The sequence below is a fragment of the Citrobacter sp. Cb023 genome, from assembly GCF_030336805.1.
Taxonomy (GTDB): Bacteria; Pseudomonadota; Gammaproteobacteria; order Enterobacterales; family Enterobacteriaceae; genus Citrobacter; species Citrobacter braakii.
The window spans coordinates 54,900-74,943 of record NZ_JAOWCV010000020.1 but is presented as its reverse complement, the minus strand read 5'-3'; the positions used below and the strand labels follow the sequence as shown (position 1 = coordinate 74,943).

Annotated in this window: 16 protein-coding genes and 1 pseudogene; 5 read left to right on the top strand and 12 right to left on the bottom strand. The window is 53.9% G+C overall.

Features of this window, described 5'->3' with window-relative positions:
- Positions 1-31 precede the first annotated feature (31 nt).
- The 6 genes and pseudogenes from nrfG to nrfA form a co-directional block, all read right to left on the bottom strand.
- Entirely contained in the window at positions 32-652 is a 621-nt protein-coding gene (nrfG, locus tag OGW44_RS01045) for a heme lyase NrfEFG subunit NrfG (RefSeq protein ID WP_286454010.1), read from the bottom strand.
- Positions 649-2,860, bottom strand: a pseudogene (gene nrfF, locus OGW44_RS01040) (heme lyase NrfEFG subunit NrfF). The gene nrfG and the pseudogene nrfF overlap by 4 nt, the downstream one beginning before the upstream one ends.
- A gap of 8 nt (positions 2,861-2,868) precedes the next feature.
- A complete protein-coding gene (gene nrfD, locus OGW44_RS01035) occupies positions 2,869-3,825 on the bottom strand; it encodes a cytochrome c nitrite reductase subunit NrfD (protein ID WP_016155452.1) in 957 nt (318 codons plus the stop codon).
- Entirely contained in the window at positions 3,822-4,493 is a 672-nt protein-coding gene (gene nrfC / locus OGW44_RS01030) for a cytochrome c nitrite reductase Fe-S protein (RefSeq protein WP_016155373.1), read from the bottom strand. The genes nrfD and nrfC overlap by 4 nt, the downstream gene beginning before the upstream one ends.
- Positions 4,490-5,056, bottom strand: a complete 567-nt coding sequence (gene nrfB, locus OGW44_RS01025) for a cytochrome c nitrite reductase pentaheme subunit (RefSeq protein ID WP_005132587.1) — start codon at positions 5,054-5,056, stop codon at positions 4,490-4,492. Before nrfB ends, nrfC begins: the two co-directional genes overlap by 4 nt.
- 44 nt (positions 5,057-5,100) lie before the next feature.
- Positions 5,101-6,537, bottom strand: coding sequence for an ammonia-forming nitrite reductase cytochrome c552 subunit (nrfA, locus tag OGW44_RS01020; protein WP_016155372.1), 1,437 nt, complete (start codon positions 6,535-6,537; stop codon positions 5,101-5,103).
- Between the two features lie 434 nt (positions 6,538-6,971).
- Here nrfA and acs point away from each other — a divergent pair, with 434 nt between their 5' ends.
- From acs to actP, 3 genes are all read left to right on the top strand, one after another.
- Entirely contained in the window at positions 6,972-8,930 is a 1,959-nt protein-coding gene (gene acs / locus OGW44_RS01015; protein WP_016155371.1) for an acetate--CoA ligase, read from the top strand.
- Between the two features lie 236 nt (positions 8,931-9,166).
- Positions 9,167-9,481, top strand: coding sequence for a DUF485 domain-containing protein (locus OGW44_RS01010; protein WP_016155370.1), 315 nt, complete (start codon positions 9,167-9,169; stop codon positions 9,479-9,481).
- A complete protein-coding gene (actP, locus tag OGW44_RS01005) occupies positions 9,478-11,127 on the top strand; it encodes a cation/acetate symporter ActP (protein ID WP_016155369.1) in 1,650 nt (549 codons plus the stop codon). The genes OGW44_RS01010 and actP overlap by 4 nt, the downstream gene beginning before the upstream one ends.
- A 42-nt stretch (positions 11,128-11,169) precedes the next feature.
- On the opposite strand, the gene OGW44_RS01000 is transcribed toward actP, so the two are convergent.
- Both OGW44_RS01000 and OGW44_RS00995 read right to left on the bottom strand, forming a co-directional pair.
- A complete protein-coding gene (locus OGW44_RS01000; RefSeq protein ID WP_016155451.1) occupies positions 11,170-11,859 on the bottom strand; it encodes an LrgB family protein in 690 nt (229 codons plus the stop codon).
- Positions 11,852-12,262 (bottom strand): CidA/LrgA family protein, encoded by a 411-nt coding sequence (locus OGW44_RS00995; protein ID WP_016155367.1) that lies wholly within the window; start codon positions 12,260-12,262, stop codon positions 11,852-11,854. The genes OGW44_RS01000 and OGW44_RS00995 overlap by 8 nt, the downstream gene beginning before the upstream one ends.
- A gap of 101 nt (positions 12,263-12,363) precedes the next feature.
- Here OGW44_RS00995 and OGW44_RS00990 point away from each other — a divergent pair, with 101 nt between their 5' ends.
- Complete coding sequence (locus tag OGW44_RS00990) at positions 12,364-13,254, top strand: LysR family transcriptional regulator (protein WP_016155366.1); 891 nt, start codon at positions 12,364-12,366, stop codon at positions 13,252-13,254.
- An 84-nt stretch (positions 13,255-13,338) separates the two neighbouring features.
- On the opposite strand, the gene OGW44_RS00985 is transcribed toward OGW44_RS00990, so the two are convergent.
- The 3 genes from OGW44_RS00985 to soxR form a co-directional block, all read right to left on the bottom strand.
- The gene (locus OGW44_RS00985) at positions 13,339-14,985 is read right to left on the bottom strand and encodes a Na+/H+ antiporter (protein WP_016155450.1); all 1,647 of its coding nucleotides are present in this window, start codon (positions 14,983-14,985) and stop codon (positions 13,339-13,341) included.
- A gap of 157 nt (positions 14,986-15,142) precedes the next feature.
- Positions 15,143-16,492 (bottom strand): guanine/hypoxanthine transporter GhxP, encoded by a 1,350-nt coding sequence (gene ghxP / locus OGW44_RS00980; RefSeq protein ID WP_016155449.1) that lies wholly within the window; start codon positions 16,490-16,492, stop codon positions 15,143-15,145.
- A 604-nt stretch (positions 16,493-17,096) separates the two neighbouring features.
- A complete protein-coding gene (gene soxR, locus OGW44_RS00975; RefSeq protein ID WP_016155363.1) occupies positions 17,097-17,555 on the bottom strand; it encodes a redox-sensitive transcriptional activator SoxR in 459 nt (152 codons plus the stop codon).
- An 86-nt stretch (positions 17,556-17,641) separates the two neighbouring features.
- On the opposite strand from soxR, the gene soxS reads away from it, so the two are divergent.
- A complete protein-coding gene (gene soxS / locus OGW44_RS00970) occupies positions 17,642-17,965 on the top strand; it encodes a superoxide response transcriptional regulator SoxS (RefSeq protein WP_016155362.1) in 324 nt (107 codons plus the stop codon).
- 2 nt (positions 17,966-17,967) lie between these two features.
- Here the strand turns inward: soxS and pdeC are convergent, their stop codons facing one another.
- The gene (pdeC, locus tag OGW44_RS00965) at positions 17,968-19,554 is read right to left on the bottom strand and encodes a cyclic di-3',5'-guanosine monophosphate phosphodiesterase PdeC (RefSeq protein WP_016155448.1); all 1,587 of its coding nucleotides are present in this window, start codon (positions 19,552-19,554) and stop codon (positions 17,968-17,970) included.
- Between the last annotated feature and the right edge of the window lie 490 nt (positions 19,555-20,044).

The window sequence follows — 20,044 nt, the reverse complement described above, 5'->3', positions numbered from 1 at the left end:
CCAAATGATACAAATCACAAAAGAAACAAATTTATTTTTGCCGATTCTGCAACAACTTCGCCATATTAATAGAGTCAATGAGCTGTGCCCGGTTCACCCTCGGCGAGTTTAAATCCATAACTTTTTGCCACACTGAAATGGCCTGGGCGTAGTCTGCCTGCATAAACGCATCTGAGGCTAACAGCATCAGCGCAGTGACCTCTGTCGGGTCCAGCGCCAGAGCCTTATCAATCATCTCGCGAGTGGGCGGTGTCATATGCTGCCCGGCCTGGTAATACAATACCGTTGCCAGCGCTGAATAGATCTCAGCATTTTCACCCCCTACACGCAGCGCCTGCTCGTAGGTAAGCAGCGCATTATGATACGCGTTTTGCCAAAGATAGTACTCACCGAGTTGCGCCCATTTCACACCGTCCTGCGGATTAGCACGAATTTGCGATTGCAGCAAAAGCAGCTGTTTTTCCTGAATATTTTCATCGGCGAACGCATGTAATGGGTCCGCCAGCCGCGTCTGTTCCTGACGCACCGCCTGCCATTTGGGCGTCAACAGATAACCTCCGATGCAGGCCACAACCATCAGCACCGTCGCAGCGGTCAGCCACTTCACGGGGAGTGGGCGTAACGGCGCAGGGGAATGGTTGGACTGGCTCATTGCACATCCTCCTCTACGCGCTGGCGCCGTCTCACCCGCCAGACCACCACGCCCACCAGCAATAACAGCAGGCACGGCAACGCCCACAGCAGCAGCGTTTGCTCATTCAACGGCGGGTTGTAGCGCACAAAATCACCGTAGCGATCGGTCATCCACGTCGTTATCTCGGCTTCACTTTTCCCTTCCGCCACCATGCTATAAACCTGGTGGCGCATACTGACCGCTACCGGCGCATTGGATTCCAGCAAGTTTTGGTTTTGACACTGTGGACAGCGCAGTTGACTGGCAATAGACAACGCTTTTTCCTGTTGTTGCGGGTTGGCAAAAGTCCATGTGTCCACAACCTGGGCATGTGTCGCGAAGGCGATGAAAAACAAAATGATAGCTAAGAGTAAACATGTTCTGCCGGATGGCGCTGCGCTTATCCGACCTACCGTTTTCACACCCCGTTCGCCGCCATCCGGCAACGCGTTGATTAGTTTATGCATCGCGCTTTCTCCCTCGCCATCCGCTCAGCAGCGCACCACAGACCATTAACAGTCCCCCGCCCCAAATCCAGCGCACGCCGGTCTGTACGTACAAGCGCATGGCATAACGGTCCGGTCCGGTTTTTTCGCCGATTACCGCATACCAGTCATGCATCAGATTCCAGCGGATCCCCGGCTCCATCATCTGTTGACGGCGCGCGGCATAGAAGCGTCTTTCAGGCTGCAGGCTGCCAATGCGTTTCTCATTCTGCCACAGCGTGATCTGCGCTTTTTCACTGGTGTAGTTACCTTTTGCTTCCAGGTCGAGACGCTCAAAACGAAAAATATAGCCCGCCAGTTCCACCTGCTGCCCGGGGCTCAGATTCAGGCTTATCTCCTGACGACTACCGCTGGAAAAGACGATCCCAGCCGCAAACACCAGCACCCCGGCATGCGCCAGCAGTGCCGGAAGCTGGCAACGCACAGGCACTTTGCGGCTTCTGATCGTCGCCAGCACGATAACCAGCAGCATCAGCAGGCCAAAGGGCAGCGTAGCACGGTTAAAGTACGGTGCGCCCACGGAGAGCCGCCCCCAGCCGAACAACCCGTAAATCATCGGGTAAAGGGTGCCAATCAGCACAATCAGCAGCACCGCGCAAAAAAGTAATAGCGCGACCAGAATCAGCATCTCGCGCGACCAGCCGCCAAAACGCGCATTCTGGCGGACTTGCTGTCCCCGCCAGGCGTACAGCCCGAGCGATGCCAGGCTCAATACGGTAAACAGCGCGAACAGCGGCGTGGCGCGGACGTTATCCAGCGCAAAAGCGTGCACGGAAACGAGAATGCCGGAACGCACAATCAGCGTCCCCAGCAGCGATAAAATCAGCGTGACGATCGCCAGCAGCAGCGACCAGTGGCGGAAGATCCCACGTTGGCGCGTGATGAACAGACTATGCAGCAGCGCACTGGCGGAAAGCCAGGGTAATAAGGAGGCATTTTCTACCGGGTCCCAGAACCACCAGCCGCCCCAGCCCAACTCGCAGTAAGCCCACCAGGAGCCGAGGATAATCCCCAGCGTCAGCGCACACCAGCCAGGCAGCGCCCAGCGCCAGCACACCCCGGCGCTCTGCGCATTAAAGTCACCGCGCAGCAGCGAGGCCAGCGCCACGCCTGCCGCCACCATCAAGCCACCGTAACCCAGGTACAGCAGCGGCGGATGGAGGATTAACCCGAGATGTTGCAGCATCGGGTTAAGGTCGCGCCCTTCAATGGCTGGCGGGAAGATACGCACGAACGGATCGGACCATATCACCACAAACAGCAGCAGCAGGGCCGTTATCAGTGCGAGGACGCTGAGCGTTAACGGAAACAGCAGGTCGGAATCACGCCGATAGCGCAAGGCGAACAGCGCGCTCCAGCCGGAAAGAAACAGCACCCACAGCAGCAGCGATCCTTCATGCCCGCCCCACACCGCCGCCAGTTTTAATCCCCACGGCAGCAGGCTGTAGCTATGCTGAGCAACGTAGACCACCGAAAAGTCGCTGGTCAGAAAGCAGAATATCAGAATGGCAAAGGCCAGCAGCAGCAGCGAAAATTGCGTCCACATGCCCACGCTTGCCAGGCGCATTACGCCTTGCCAGCGCTGGCGGACACCCACCAGCACGGCAAGCGGGGTCAACACGTTGACCCCGAGGCTTAACAACAGTGCCAGAAAACCGGCTTCAGGAAGGAGAACGTCCAGATATCACCTTACGCAACGGTTAGCTGACCCGCATAGAGAATAAAAAAGCGCAGCAGCAGTACGCCGGTCAGGCTGGCACCGCACACTGCCAGCACGCCATGAAACGTCGAACTGCGGTTGGCCCAAGGTTTTAGCAGCATCGGCAGTATCAGCCCAAGCCCGGCCACGCCCAGCCAGAACCACCAGGTCCAGAATCCGCCGCCCAGTGCCGCCGCCAGCGCGCGCATTTTGCCGTCATCGCCCAGCGCCAGGCCGACGAAAAACGCCGCCAGCAGGAAGATCTCCAGCCATACCACCGGGACTTCCATGCGATGCACAAAGTGCGCTTCGGTACTGTGCGGATTGCTACGATGACGTAACGCCATGGCGATCAGCGCCACCGCCGCGCCGGAGGAGATCCCGGAGAACAGGAACAGCACCGGCAGGATCGGGTTATTCAGGAACGGGTAGGATTTCAGCGCCGACAGCAGAAAACCGGTGTACGCCCCGAGCAGGACCGCCAGCACCAGCATTAACGTCTCCAGCGCGCGATGAAACGGCGCAATCAACGTCAGCATTTTCTGTACGATCCCTAATCGCGGCAGCCAGCGCTGTTGCAGAGCAATCACCTCTTTTTCAAAGATTTTTGCCAGCCACAGCACCAGCACCACCATGTACAACTGGAACAACATGACTCCCATCGACATCACCGAAGTGAAGCTGTAGTGGAACATCAGTTTCCAGAAGGTCCATGGACGCGTCAGGTGGAACACCAGAATCAGCAGACCGAAGATAATCGCCCCCGGCCCTAACACCAGCGTAGTGCGTAGCAGCGTGCTGTCAGAACCGCCCGCCTCCGGATGGAAACGACGCAGCAGAATCGCCAGCGTGACCAGTCCGGCGGAGATGCCAATCAGGAACAGATAGATGGCAATGGGCCAGTCCCACACCAGTGATTCAAAATGAAATGCAGAAGCGGATGTCATTGGCTCACCTCCCCAAATTTAAAGGGAACGCGGTAGACCTTCGGTTTTGTGCCCAACGCCAGCTTGTAACGGTAGGTGGTTTTCTGCAGCAACAAGCGGGAGATATCGCTGTTGGGATCGTCCAGATTACCAAACGTCAGCGCCTTCGTCGGACACGACTCAACGCAGGCGGGCTGCTTGCCCGCTTTCAGATTGGTTTTCCGACAGAAATCGCATTTATCCGCCGTTTTGCTAACCGGATGGATAAAGCGCACGCGATAAGGACACGCGGCGATACAGTACTGGCAGCCAACGCACAGGTCCGGGTTCACATCCACAATACCGCTGGCGGCATCGCGATACGATGCCCCCGTCGGGCAGACGTCAACGCAGGGGGCATGGTCGCAATGCTGGCACGAATGACGGAAAAAACGATACTTCACATCAGGAAACGTCCCCTGCGGCTCGCTGCGAATAATCGTCAGACGCGATACCCCTTCCGGCACGTTGTTTACTTCCCGGCAAGCATCCATGCAGGCCGTACAGCCGATGCATAGTGACTCATCATGTACCATACCGTAACGTACGCCGTTGATGTTCAGCGTCTTCGCCACAACGCGTCCCGCCGTCCCGCTCACTGCCACCAGCGCGCCGACGCGGGTGATAAACTGGCGACGAGAGCAACTCATGGATGCTCCTTAAGCAACGGAACCGACGCCGGGTTAAAGTTCGGATTGTTACGCTGATCGCTGTGGCAATCGACGCAAATCTTGATCCGTCCTTTATCACTTAGCGTCTGCATCGTGTCTTGCTTCGGATGCAGTGAGTGACAGCTGGCACACGCCACTTTGGTTACGTGAACATCGTGTGGCCAGAACGCTTTTTGTAGCTGCTCAGGCAGGTGGCAGGACATACAGACGCTGTTCTGCTGTTCAACGTTGTACATCGGCTCATTAAAGCGCATCACATCCTTCACCCCTTCACGGTGGTTCGGTGACGGCTGGCCGTGACAGTTGGTGCAGGTGACCGGCAGTTTGTTATTCGGGTTGATGACTTCTGCATGCTTACCATGCATACCTTCGGTATCTGGCTTGTGACAATCCAGACAGGCGGCATCCGGATTACGCTGTTGGGTAACCGTCCAGCGTTGATCCGACTCCTGCGGCGTTGGCGTGGCAGTGATTCCACTCAGGCTCCAGAACAAGCCTGACGCCAGCACCCCAGCAGTTAATAACGAACGTAATACGCTCATATTCACTCCGTTGAGTTATCCGCCCCTGACGGGGCGAAATGGGGTTATTGGCTTAACAGACCGTTTTTACGCGCCTGATCTTCCCACTGCGGAATCACCGTTTTGATGAAGTCCTGCTTCTCAGCATTGATTTGCTGCATGTTCAGACCAATCGCCGCCTGGGCTTTCTCTTTGGTAGAGATATCCGGTAACGGGATTTCATGGGTGATGCCTTTAGTCGCCAGCAGACGGACCAGTTTGGTACGCGCATCGGCGGCTTTATCCATCGCACTACCCAGCATCCGCAGACCCTCTTCCGGAGCGTGCATGTGAATACCGTGTGAGGCGATAGACAGGTCCCAGCGCCATTGTGCGTGACGGATATCTTCCAGAATCGGCTTCATTTCCGCTTCAGTCGCGCCCGCATCCCATGCAGCTTTCGCTTCGAAGTGCGCATGAACCAGCTGATCTTCGACCTTGATTTTCAGGTCATGAATAGCCTGTTTACGCTCGGCGACCACTTTTTGCAGGGACGCTTTATCCTGGGTGTGACAGTTCGCACAGGTCTGAGCAAAGTTATCGAACGGGTTACCAATCTTATGGTCGGTGTAGATCTTGCCTTCCGCGTTTTGCACTTTCGGCATGTGACAGTCGATACAGGTCACGTTGTTCTTGCCGTGAATGCCCGCGCTCCAGGTTTCATATTCCGGGTGCTGCGCTTTCAGCATCGGCGTTTTCGACAGGGAGTTGGTCCAGTCAGAGAAGGCGATGGTGTCGTAGTATTTCTCCATGTTCTCGACTTTCATGCCCTCGTCCCACGGGAACTTAACGGCTTTGTTTTTACCGTCGAAGTAGTATTCCACGTGGCACTGACCGCAGACCATGGATTGCTGATCAAAGCGACCGGCTTTCTCAAACGGTTTGCCGATTGCTTCCATCGCGCGTTCTGCATAAGGACGCGACAGCGTCAGCTCTGGCTTGCCTTTGGCGAAGTCTGGTGACGCAGTGTTATGGCAATCTGCACAGCCGAGATTGTTAACAATTTCTGGACCGCCGCGCGCCCATTTACCGTGGAAGTAGCCATCTTCACCATCTTTCTGGATCAGACGCGCTACGTCCGGGCTTTTACAGCTCCAGCAGGCCATCGGCAGCGGACCGTCTTCAGCCGTTTTTGGTGCGCCGGTACGTAAGGTTTCACGTACATCGGTCACGGCATAGGCGTGTCCACGCGGTTTGTTGTAATCGCGCGAGAATGGATATCCCGCCCACAGGATCACCAGACGCGGATCTTCTGCCAGCGCATCTTCACGGGCTGATTGCTCAGACGTGGCTTTCCAGGAGAGATATTGATCGGGATGCTGAGGAGCGAAGGTTTCATTCTTCGCTTCAACGGTGACGGTTTTTGCGGGTACAGGAGTTTGTTCAGCGTGAACAGCAGAAATAAATAATAAAGGTAATAACAGGCTGAAGAAACGGCGTACGCGTGATTTTATCCTTGCCATAGGGGTCTCATCCAGATGACGCCATTATCTGCAATGGCGGTTCTTTTATTGTTTTCCATAACAGCAACCACACGAATACTGTCATGACATTGCTCCACCCTATTTGTAACAAGAAACCACACTGAAAATGTTGTCTTTAATCAATTGTAAGTGTATGTAAAATACCACTTTAGAGTTATAAACCCCCTCTAACTCCTCACTCTTTTGTCTAATTCAGAGATAGATCACCTTTTCAATAATCCTTTAGATAACTACATGTTATCGCGAGATTTAATCAATTTTTGCTAGTTCCCTTCAAAATTAAGTTTGCCGCTAATTTGCACAATTCGTTTATTGCGTGATCTGCCGCGCAAATACTAAACAAAACTCTCAAAGCCCCTACATTTAACGTTTATGAGACATATTATTAACATCCTACAAGGAGAACAAAAGCCATGAGCCAAATACATAAACACGCTATTCCCGCAAACATTGCGGATCGTTGCCTGATAAACCCGGAGCAGTACGAAGAGAAATACCAGCAATCCGTTAACGAACCCGACACATTTTGGGGCGAGCAGGGAAAGATACTTGATTGGATCAAGCCGTACAGCCAGGTGAAGAACACCTCCTTCGCACCAGGCAACGTGTCGATTAAATGGTACGAAGACGGCACCCTGAACCTGGCCGCAAACTGCCTTGACCGTCATTTACAGGCAAATGGCGATCGCACCGCCATCATCTGGGAAGGCGATGACGCCACCCAAAGCAAAAACATTACTTATCGCGAACTGCATCGCGATGTTTGCCGTTTCGCCAATACGCTACTGGATTTAGGCATTAAAAAAGGCGACGTGGTGGCCATTTATATGCCGATGGTGCCGGAAGCGGCGGTTGCTATGCTGGCTTGCGCCCGCATTGGCGCGGTGCATTCGGTCATCTTCGGTGGTTTTTCACCAGAGGCGGTCGCCGGACGTATCATCGACTCCAATTCACGTCTGGTGATCACCGCCGACGAAGGCGTGCGCGCCGGCCGCGCCATCCCGCTGAAAAAGAACGTCGATGATGCGCTGAAAAACCCGAACGTGAAAACCGTTGAACATGTGGTCGTCCTCAAACGTACCGGTGGAAAAACGGAATGGCAGGAAGGCCGTGACTTGTGGTGGTCCGATCTTATCGAGAAAGCCAGCCCGGAACATCAGCCGGAAGAAATGAACGCGGAAGATCCGCTGTTTATCCTCTATACCTCCGGTTCAACCGGCAAGCCAAAAGGCGTACTGCATACCACCGGCGGATATCTGGTCTACGCCGCAACCACCTTTAAGTACGTGTTTGACTACCATCAGGGCGATATTTATTGGTGTACCGCTGACGTGGGTTGGGTAACCGGGCACAGCTACCTGCTGTATGGTCCGTTGGCCTGCGGCGCAACCACGCTGATGTTCGAAGGCGTGCCAAACTGGCCAACCCCGGCGCGTATGTCGCAGGTTGTGGACAAGCACCAGGTCAATATTCTGTATACCGCGCCGACCGCCATCCGCGCCCTGATGGCAGAAGGTGATAAAGCGATTGAAGGCACTGACCGCTCCTCGCTGCGTATCCTGGGTTCCGTTGGCGAGCCGATTAACCCGGAAGCATGGGAGTGGTACTGGAAGAAGATCGGCAACGAAAAATGCCCGGTCGTCGATACCTGGTGGCAGACCGAAACCGGTGGATTCATGATCACCCCGCTGCCGGGCGCCACCGAGCTGAAAGCGGGTTCCGCAACCCGTCCGTTCTTTGGCGTACAGCCTGCGATTGTCGATAACGAGGGTAATCCGCTGGAAGGCGCGACCGAAGGCAACCTGGTGATTACCGACTCGTGGCCGGGCCAGGCGAGAACGCTGTTTGGCGATCACGAACGCTTTGAGCAGACCTACTTTTCTACCTTCAAGAATATGTACTTCAGCGGCGATGGCGCGCGTCGTGACGAAGATGGCTATTACTGGATCACCGGTCGTGTGGACGATGTGCTGAACGTTTCTGGCCACCGTCTGGGAACGGCAGAAATCGAATCGGCGCTGGTGTCGCATCCGAAGATCGCCGAGGCCGCGGTGGTGGGTATTCCGCATAATATTAAAGGCCAGGCGATCTACGCCTACGTCACGCTGAATCACGGCGAAGAGCCGTCACCTGAGCTGTACGCCGAAGTGCGCAACTGGGTACGTAAAGAAATTGGTCCGCTGGCAACGCCAGACGTGCTGCACTGGACCGACTCACTGCCGAAAACCCGCTCCGGCAAAATCATGCGCCGTATTCTGCGTAAAATCGCGGCGGGCGATACCAGCAATCTGGGCGATACCTCGACCCTCGCCGATCCTGGCGTGGTAGAGAAACTGCTCGAAGAGAAGCAGGCCATCGCGATGCCATCATAACCACAACCGTGAAATGCCCGATGGTGCGCGGCTTATCGGGCCTACAAATCCTACCCCTACCCCTCCCCTGACCGGGAGGGAAAATATAATAACCCACCCCAAAGGATTTCGCGTTGCAGGAAGGCGGCAAGCGAGCGCATCCCCAGGAGCATAGTTCACTATGTGACTGAGGTGGGCGAGTGCGGCCAACACACTTGCAACGTGAAAGACGAAGGGGGCCTCTGGAGAACTCTGTGATGAATGACTCTATTTATCAGCGGATAGAAGACAGTGCGCGTTTCAGGGAGTTAGTTGAAAAAAGGCAACGGTTTGCCACCATTCTGTCCATCATCATGCTGGCAGTTTACATCAGCTTTATTTTACTGATTGCCTTTGCGCCTGGCTGGCTGGGTACGCCGCTACACGCGGGAACCAGCGTCACCCGGGGTATTCCGATTGGGGTCGGTGTGATCCTCATCTCCTTCATCCTGACCGGGATCTATATCTGGCGGGCAAACGGTGAATTCGACCGCCTGAACAATGCGGTTCTGCACGAGGTTAAAGCATCATGAAGAGAGTCCTGACGGCGCTTGCCGCCACGCTGCCCTTCGCCGCAAACGCGGCGGATGCTATTAGCGGTGCAGTCCAACGCCAGCCAACCAACTGGCAGGCGATTGTCATGTTCCTGATTTTCGTCATCTTTACGCTCGGTATTACTTACTGGGCGTCTAAGCGCGTACGTTCGCGTAATGACTACTACACCGCCGGCGGCAACATCACTGGTTTCCAGAACGGGCTGGCGATTGCGGGCGACTATATGTCGGCGGCATCGTTTCTCGGGATTTCCGCGCTGGTGTTTACCTCCGGTTATGACGGGCTGATCTATTCACTCGGCTTCCTGGTCGGCTGGCCAATTATCCTGTTCCTGATTGCTGAGCGTCTGCGTAACCTGGGTCGTTACACCTTTGCAGATGTTGCTTCTTATCGTCTGAAGCAAGGACCAATCCGTATTCTGTCGGCCTGTGGTTCTCTGGTGGTGGTCGCGCTGTATCTGATCGCCCAGATGGTGGGCGCAGGTAAGCTGATTGAGCTGCTGTTTGGTCTGAACTATCACATCGCCGTCGTACTGGTTGGCGTACTGATGATGATGTACGTCCTGTTTGGCGGCATGCTGGCGACCACCTGGGTACAGATCATCAAAGCCGTTCTGCTGCTGTTCGGCGCCAGCTTTATGGCCTTTATGGTGATGAAGCACGTCGGCTTTAGCTTCAACAACCTGTTCACCGAAGCAATGGCGGTACACCCGAAAGGTTCAGCCATTATGAGCCCGGGCGGACTGGTAAAAGATCCGATCTCCGCCCTATCGTTAGGTCTCGGCCTGATGTTTGGTACGGCAGGCTTGCCGCACATCCTGATGCGCTTCTTCACGGTCAGCGATGCCCGAGAAGCGCGTAAGAGCGTGTTCTATGCCACCGGTTTTATGGGTTATTTCTACATCCTGACCTTTATCATCGGCTTTGGCGCGATCATGCTGGTGGGCGCTAACCCGGCGTATAAAGACGCTGCTGGCGCGCTGATCGGCGGTAACAACATGGCGGCGGTTCACTTGGCAAATGCGGTGGGCGGCAACCTGTTCCTGGGCTTCATCTCAGCCGTGGCGTTTGCCACCATCCTGGCGGTGGTTGCAGGCCTGACGCTGGCGGGCGCATCGGCCGTTTCTCACGACCTGTATGCCAACGTGTTCCGTAAAGGCGCAACCGAACGTGAAGAACTGAAGGTGTCGAAAATCACCGTACTGGTGTTGGGCGTGATTGCCATCCTGCTCGGCGTGCTGTTTGAGAACCAGAATATCGCCTTCATGGTAGGTCTGGCGTTTGCTATCGCAGCCAGCTGCAACTTCCCGATCATTCTGCTCTCCATGTACTGGTCAAGACTGACCACGCGTGGCGCGATGTTGGGCGGCTGGTTAGGTCTGCTGACGGCGGTGGTGCTGATGGTGCTTGGCCCGACGATTTGGGTCCAGATCCTTGGTCACGAAAAAGCCATTTTCCCGTATGAATATCCGGCGCTGTTCTCCATCAGCGTAGCGTTCCTCGGGATCTGGTTCTTCTCTGCTACCGATAACTCAGAAGAAGGTAATCGCGAACGCGAGCAGTTCCGTGCCCAGTTCATCCGTTCCCAGACCGGGTACGGCGTAGAACAAGGTCGCGCGCACTAACCACTCCTCCTCATCCCCGGTCTGAACGACCGGGGCATTTTTTCAGAACATCACCATCGCGACCAGCGGCGCTACCAGCACCATCACCACGCCGGAAAGCATCATCACCAGGCTGGCGACCACGCCCTCCTGCTGGCCGAGCTCATAAGAGCGCGCCGTGCCCGCACCATGCGAGGCTGCGCCAAATCCTGCGCCTTTCGCCATCCCTTCCCGAATAGAAAGCCGTAAAAACAGTACATCGCCAACCGCCATACCAAATACACCGGTCACTACCACGAACAATGCCACCAGGTCTGGTTGCCCGCCCAACGGCTCTGCTGCTGCCAGCGCAAACGGCGTGGTGACGGAGCGCACCGCCAGGCTACGCTGGATTTCATCAGGCAACATAAACAGACGCGCCAGCCACACGGAACTGGTAACGGCCACCAGCGTTGCCGTCACCACGCCCGCCGTCAGTGACATCCAGTGCCGCTTAATCACGGCAAGGTTGTCATAGACCGGAACGGCAAAGGCGATGGTCGCAGGGCCTAACAGCCACAGCAGCCAGTGCGATTCACCAATATAGTTTTGCCAGGAGATATGCCCAAAGACCAGTATCAGGACCAGCAGCGCAGGAGTGAACACTAACGGCATCAGCGGTAATTTACGAAAACGGCGATACAGGCGCTTGTTGGCAAAATAGATGCCCAGCGTAATCACCAGACACAGCACGCTTAGCTGGAAATTACTCACGGTTTAGCCTGCTCATTTCATAGCGATACACTTTATCCACGACCCACGCCGTTGCGCCAAGCACCATCAACGTACTTAGCGCAATGACGGCAAATATGCGCCAACCATCGACCAACAACAGCTGCGTATAGTTGACGACAGCCACCACCGCCGGAACAAAAAACAGCAACATTTCAGCCAGTAACCAGCGAGCGCCTGCGCGAATCCAGTTCAACGGGATAACCCGGCAGACAATCAGCGCCAACATCAGCACCATCCCAACCAGGTTGGCAGGAAGCGGCAGATGCAACCAGGAGACAAGATATTGAGCAAATACAAATAGACCTGCGTACAACAGAACCTGAACGGGGATCTGGAGTCGATGAATAACGGCAGGCGTCACGCGGCTTATCGCCACAGCCATGAGGGTATGTCCTTAAAAAATAGAGAGCGCCAGTATAGAGAGCCCCCGTCCAGGACTGAAATGAATTAAACTCATTGCAGGCATAGTCTTAAGGAATAATCATGGATATCAGAACGCTGCGCTATTTTGTTGAGGTGGTTCGTCAGCAGAGCTTTACCCGCGCAGCGGAGAAGCTTTTTGTCACCCAGCCCACCATCAGCAAGATGTTGAAGAACCTTGAAGACGAGCTTAACTGCACGCTGTTAATCCGCGACGGTCGGCGACTGCTGTTAACCGACACCGGACAGGTTGTTTTCGAACGCGGCCTGGCGATCCTCGCCGAGTTTCGCCAGCTCGAAGCAGAACTCAGCGACATTAATCACCTCAACAAGGGAGTGCTGCGCCTCGGCATCCCGCCCATGGTCGGTATGTTGATGGCCGGGCCTATCAGCCTGTTTCGCCAGCGCTATCCCGGCGTGGAGCTGAAGGTATCTGAATTTGGAGGCTTAACCGTCCAGCAGGCGGTGATGAACGGCGATCTGGATGTCGCGATGACCGCGCTGCCGGTTGAAGAAGAGAGCGGCCTGGCGACCTTACCGCTTTTTAGCCATCCGCTCTGCGTGCTGGTCCCCCGTTCCGGTCAGTGGACAACGTGTGAATCCATTTCCCCCGAGGCGTTAGCGGAGCATCCCCTGCTTATCTATAACGAAGATTTCGCGTTGAGCCGTCAGCTGCTTGAGCTGTTTAACCAGCACAACGTCAAACCCCGCATCGCGGTACGCAGTGGGCAGTGGGATTTTCTGGCGGCGATGGTGCAAGCCGGAGTCGGGATCGCCATTTTACCGGAGCCGATTTGCCAGCGGTTGGATAAGCAGACGCTGCGCTGGATCCCTTTGGAGAGTGATTTACGCTGGCAGTTGGGCATGATTTGGCGCGAAGGTGTGTATCTGTCGCACAGCGCCCAGGCGTGGCTCAAATGCTGTGAAGGGTTCTGGCTAACGCAAGAGTCGTAACATGCCGGATGCGGCTTAACGCTTATCAGACCTACAATTGGATTCCGTAGGCCTGATAAGCGTAGCGCCATCAGGCACAACCGTTTATTCGTTCTCGATCAACAGCGCTTCCAGCAAATCCAGATCGTGCAGCAGTTTTTGCAGCGTTTCATTGCTGATTTCCCGCGTGGCGCGCAGGTGATAAAGTTCCGCGCGCTCGGAACGCAGGGCCGCCAGACGGAAACGCCGCTCGAGGTTTTCTTCCTGCATCGAGCTTTCTACGTCGTTGCGTCCGTCGGCGCGTCGACGCAGGTTACCGATGACGCGTGAACTCACCTCGGTGAGCAACTGATTGTCGATGTTCTCTTCGGTATCTGCGGCCAGACGCTCCTCCATTTTCTGGATGGCGACAATCGCCACTTCCGCCGTGGCAGCGCGGGCAATTCGTTCCTCTTTCTGCTGCTGCGAGTGGTCTGCCACTTCCAGGTGTTGCAGCAGAAGCGGCAGCATCACCACGCCAACAAACAGCGAGAACAGAATCACGCCCGCGGCAAGGAAGATCAGCTCATATCGCGCCGGGAAGCCGCTACCATCCGGTAACAGCAACGGAATAGAGAGCACACCGGCGAGAGTAATGGCCCCACGCACGCCCGCAAAGGAGGCGATCATGATTTCACGCGTCGTCCAGGAACCAAACTCCATCGGCTTTTTCTTCAGGAAGCGCAGGCTAAACTTCTTCATCGTCCACAGCCAGCCAAAACGTACCAGCATCAGCGCCACGTAAATCAGCACGATATCGGTAAACAGCATCCAGATTTCAACATTCGGATCGGCTTCTGCCGCCGCCAAAGAAGACTCCAGAATCCCCGGCAACTGCAGTCCTAACAGCAAGAAAACCATGCCGTTAAACACAAACTCCAGCATCGCCCAGGTGCTGTTAGCACGTAAACGCATCGCCAGCGGCGCCCGGCGCATTACCCCGGAACGGGTGATGGTCATCCCGGCTGCGACCGCCGCGAGGATGCCGGAAACACCGATGTGTTCCGCAATCAGGTAAGACGCAAACGGCAGCAGGAACAGCAGAACGATTTGCGTTGCCGGTTCATCACCACCCCAGCGGCTGAGAAAACGCAGGGAGCGCCCGTACAGCCAACTGACGACAAAACCGGCCAGGATACCGCCAATCGCTACCTTGAAGAACTCAAGCGTTGCGCCACCAACCGTAAACACCATCGTGCCCATCGCCACGGCGACGGCAAATTTCAGTGATACCAGACCGGAGGCGTCGTTCATCAACGCTTCGCCCTGCAGGATACCCATGATTTTCTTCGGTATGCGTCCCTCGCCCACTATGCCGGAAAGCGCAACGGCATCGGTTGGCGACAGGACAGCGGCCAGCGCAAAGGCCGGGATGAGAGGGATCCCCGGCACCAGCCAGTAAATCATAAAGCCAATCCCGACCACCGTGACCAGAACCAGCGCCAGCGCAAGGCCGAAGATCTCTCGCCCGTGCTCCAGAAACTCACGGGTTGGCGTCTTCCAGCCATCGGCGAAGAGCAGCGGCGGGATGAACAGAACCAGAAAAAGCTCAGGATCGAATTCCACATGCAAACCAAACGTCGGCCACGCCAGCAAGGCGCCGATGGCGATCTGCATAAGGGGTAAAGGGAGTTGGAATGGCAATACGCGAGTAAAAACCCCCGACAGCGAGACCACAAGGGTCATGATGAGTATGGTGAAAAAGATTTCCATGCGTTCCCTGTTTGCGATGTTTCTTATGATCAGTGATGAGAGGCGTCGTGCCTCAATTCTATCTACTTGAGAGTAACGCAAAAGACAACGAGAGTGTTGTGAAAATAAAAACGGGCGGCCAAAGCCACCCGTTTTCAGAATCTTCATCAAATGAGGATTAGATAGCCCAACCACCAGCGTAGAAGGCCACCAGCGCGATGGCGATGACCACTGTGCCGATGTTCAGTTTGCGCCATTCGCCAGAGACGATACGGCCAATCACCAGGGTAGCAAAGCCAATCATAATGCCGGTCACGATGTTACAGGTCAGCACGATAAATACGGCCGTTACCAGCCCCGCCATAGCGTCGACAAAGTCAGCAAAGTCGATTTTCGCTACGTTGCTCAACATCAGCAGGCCCACATACATCAGCGCAGGTGCCGTTGCATATACTGGTACAAGATAAGAGAGCGGAGAGAGGAACAGGATCAGCAGGAACAGTACGCCAACGGTGATCGCCGTCAGGCCGGTTTTGCCGCCTGCCGCCGTACCCGCTGCGGATTCAATATAAACCGCCGCCGGTGCAGCGCCCACCAGGCCAGAGAACACGCTGCTCAGGGAGTCGGTGGTCAGCGCTTTGCCGCCGTCAATAATCTGTCCGTCTTTATCCAGCAGATTCGCCTGTCCGGCTACCGCACGGATGGTTCCGGTCGCATCGAAGACAGCGGTCATGACCAGCGCCAGCACGCTCGGCAGTACGATTGGGTTTAGTGCGCCCATAATATCCAGGCTACCGATCAGCGAGTTGCCGTTTTCGTCGCTCAGAGACGGCATGGCAAAAATACCGGAGAAATGTACGGCCGGGTCGAAAATCAGACCCACTACGGAAATACCGATAATAGTCAGCAGGATGCCGCCCGGTACTTTCAGTTTTTCGAGGCCAATAATCACCGCCAGACCTACCAACGACATAATCACCGGGAAGGTATCGAAATCGCCCAGCGCAACCGGCAGGCCGTCCAGCGGGTTTTTAATAACCAGACCCACGCCGTTTGCCGCAATCAGCAGCAGGAACAGGCCGATACCAATCCCCGTACCGTGCGCAACACCCTGCGGTAGATTGCGCAGGATCCAGCTACGAATACCGGTCGCGGAAATGATGGTAAACAGGACACCCATCAGGAACACCGCACCCAGCGCAACAGGCACGCTGATATGTTGTCCCAGTACCAGGCTGAACGCGGTAAACGCCGTCAAAGAAATGGCGCAACCAATCGCCAGCGGCAGGTTTGCCCACAGGCCCATCACAATAGAACCGACGCCCGCGACCAGACAGGTTGCCACAAATACAGCGGCAGGCGGGAATCCGGCTTTACCCAGCATCCCCGGAACCACGATAACGGAGTAGACCATGGCCAGGAACGTCGTTAATCCGGCAACGACTTCCTGACGAACGGTACTGCCGCGGAGCGAAATTTTAAACCAGGCGTCGAGTGAACCGCCGGTACGCGCTGAAGGCGTAGACATAGAAAACATCCCCTGAGAGTTTATTTTTTCGTCATTATGCGTGCTGGACAATCCACTGCCTGCTAAACGTTTTCTCCATGTGCCAGGTTTGCGTCAATAGGGGTGTCGCAAAAAAGCAAACGTTTAGCTCCGCGCATAAAAAACGGGTGGTAAAAAAAAGCAAACGATTATCCAGCGATCATACGCTGGTTTTCAACTGAACTTTGCCGCTTTTTACTCATTTCTTCTTATAACGCACAATAAATAATCAGTCGATGCGCAAACGTTATCGTCAATGCGCAGTCTCGCAACAAATTTTGCGGAGTTATTACAACATCGGTGTGCCTTTTTCACGCAAACTTGCGCAAGAAAACCGGTGAAGATGCGGAAAATTTTTTGGCTAAAAAATCACCATTTCACTGGTAAATGGAGAGAGGTGGCTTACAATTACATTATCAACACAGACCGGAACCTCACCTAATGTGCTCGACTGAGGGGTGTTGATGTCGGGGGAAACCCTCCCGTGAACCAGCGGGATAGAGTGAAAGACAAAGACCGGAACCAAACTAAAGCGCCCTCTGTGGCGCTTTAGTTTTATATCCGTCCATCCATCAGATATTTCACATCAATCATCTTCCAGCAGACGCGCCCCGGTCCCCTTCTCGCCAAGCTGATCGCCTGGGTTACGCAACGGGCAATCGCTGCGCGACAAACAACCGCAACCAATACACCCATCCAGTTCATCGCGTAGCGCCACTAAAGTATGAATGCGTCGATCCAGCTCTTCACGCCATTGCGAAGAGAGCTGCTTCCACTCTTTAGCACTGAGCGAATGTCCTTCAGGTAATACGCCGAGCGCGTCACCGATCGTTGCCAACGGGATCCCGATGCGTTGAGCAATCTTGATAATCGCCACATAACGCAACACATCACGTCTGTATCGGCGCTGATTGCCGCTGTTGCGCATACTGCTGATTAACCCTTTGCTTTCATAGAAATGCAGGGTTGATACCGCCACGCCGCTACGCTTTGCGACTTCACCAGGCGTGAGCAGCGCTTTTATTCGGGGTAATTTCTTTTCCATAAATCGCTTTACCTCAAGTTAACTTGAGGAATTATACTCGCCCACAGACAAAACGACGAATCGAATACTGAAAAAGAGGCAGCCCTATGTCCCATCAGCAGATTATTCAGACCCTTATTGAATGGATTGACGACCATATCGATCAGCCGCTGAACATTGAGGCGGTGGCGAAAAAATCAGGTTACTCGAAGTGGTATTTACAGAGAATGTTCCGCACGGTGATGCGCCAGACGTTGGGTGACTATATCCGCCAGCGTCGACTCCTGCTGGCTGCTGTTGAACTGCGGACGACCGAGCGACCTATTTTCGATATCGCGATGGATCTTGGTTACGTATCACAACAAACCTTCTCACGCGTGTTTCGCCGCGAGTTTGATCGTACCCCCAGCGATTACCGCCACCGCCTGTAAGATTATTGCCCGCTCTGCGTCAGTATGGCGGGCGACCGTTGTATCCAGTGCATGAACTCCTGTGGCGGCAGCGCCTTCGCAAAATACCAGCCCTGACAATACTGTACGCCACGTTCGCGCAGCCACTCGATTTGCTCAACCGTCTCTACTCCTTCCGCAATCATCTTCAGGTGTAAGCTTTGCGCCATTTCGATGATATGTTCGGCAATCAGGTGACTGGTGCTGTTGGTGGACAACGTACTAATAAATGATTTGTCGATCTTCAGGATATCGATATTCAACGCGGATAAATTGTGTAGATTGGAATATCCCGTCCCAAAATCATCAAACGCCACTTCATAACCCGCCTGACGAAACGCCTGGATTACCGCGGTCATTTTATCTACATCAATAAACCCGCGTTCCGTCACCTCGACTTTAATTTGCTGCGCCGCCACAGAGTACTCACGGTTTTTGTCGGTAATCAGGGCAATAAGTCGGGATGAATGAAAGTCAGAAGCAGAGAGGTTTATCGAGATATAAAGCTGAGGATGCGCCGAAAGAAAATATCCTAAATCGTTGAATACCTCTTCAATCACGTAATCCGTGATCCGCTCAATCATTCCCTCTTTTTCAGCCAGCGGAATAAACTCGGTTGGGCTCATTACTTCACCATCACAGCCCGGCCAGCGCAACAGAGCCTCAGCCCCTACGCACTGACCGTTTTCGATATCAATGATCGGCTGGTAGTGCAGACACAGTTGACGTTTTTTGATTGCCCGTTTTAACAAGCGGCGGGGAGATAAGTATTCCTGACGCGTGCGCCACCACATTAACAGCATCAGGATGCTGCAGATAATCCCGAAAGGAATCGTTAACGCAGCCTCATGATAGAAAATCGAATGTATGCGTTTATCCGAGGTCGACACAATAATCGCAATCGGGCGTTTTTCTGAATGCACTTTGGTGTAAAAGCGATCGTCCAACTGGAAGGTTGAGGCTTCACCGTGCACCAACGGCAATAACTGCGCAATAGGCGCCCCTTCGCTGGCAGAGAAAAAAGTACCCGTTACCGTGTCATACACGCCCCAGGACAGGTCCGGGTCATCTGACATAACTTCGCTGTAAGATAATGGGTTGATGACGACAACGTAGTTTCCACGTTGCATATACGTCATTCTGTAGCCAGCGAAAAAGGGGGTATCGCGATAGTAATAGATGGAGATGTCCGGCGTACGTTTATAGTCGGCGGTCGGCATAATATAGGCGACTGGCGGCGCCATCGACGTAGAGCACAAAAAATGATCGCCCTGCGCATAAATTAGCTCGCTGATATATAAACGACCACGAATAATATCTAGCATATTTTTCTGATGTGCCGGGGTACACATCTTACCTTGATACAACAGAGCCATATCTCGCGCTAAATCGGCTTGTTGGATCACCAATTCAGTTTTATTTAACACCAGTTGCGCAAAAGAGCGAAGTTGATTACGGGTTTCGGACATTGCCCGGATTTGAGCAAACCATAACGCCAGCACCACGGGGAGCAATACCACCATGAATGTTCCGAGGAACTTCAGTATCTTGCGTCGCGCACTGTGATTCATGTCAGCCCTGTTTCCCTGTTTCGTATATGCCAGAACCCATTAAGGCAAGATGCTATAAACACCGACTGATTAAGTTGCATGAATCTATCAGTATTAGCAACAGACTTCTCTATGTAAAAGTCTGATAATAGTTGATGATGATATTATTTTTCCGTAAGGCAAACTTAAAGTTATGCTTATTTCATAACGTTATTATCCTCAAGGAGTAATTTTTTATAAGCACTATCCTGGCTTTATTTAAGAAATTCATTAGATTTTTTTAACGATGAATTTAGGATAAATAAAACAGGCAACAAAAATGCATCTTTAAGATTGATTATTTAGTATCGTTGCTTGCTTGAATATACCCACATATTTAACATGGTTATCGTCCTGCAAAAAATACGCCCAACACTGGTGAACAAACGAGCATATGTGATATAGTTCACAAAAATCATGTAACAGAAACGATGTTTCATTCATGTTATTGCCCGTCGATAGCCAGAGTACT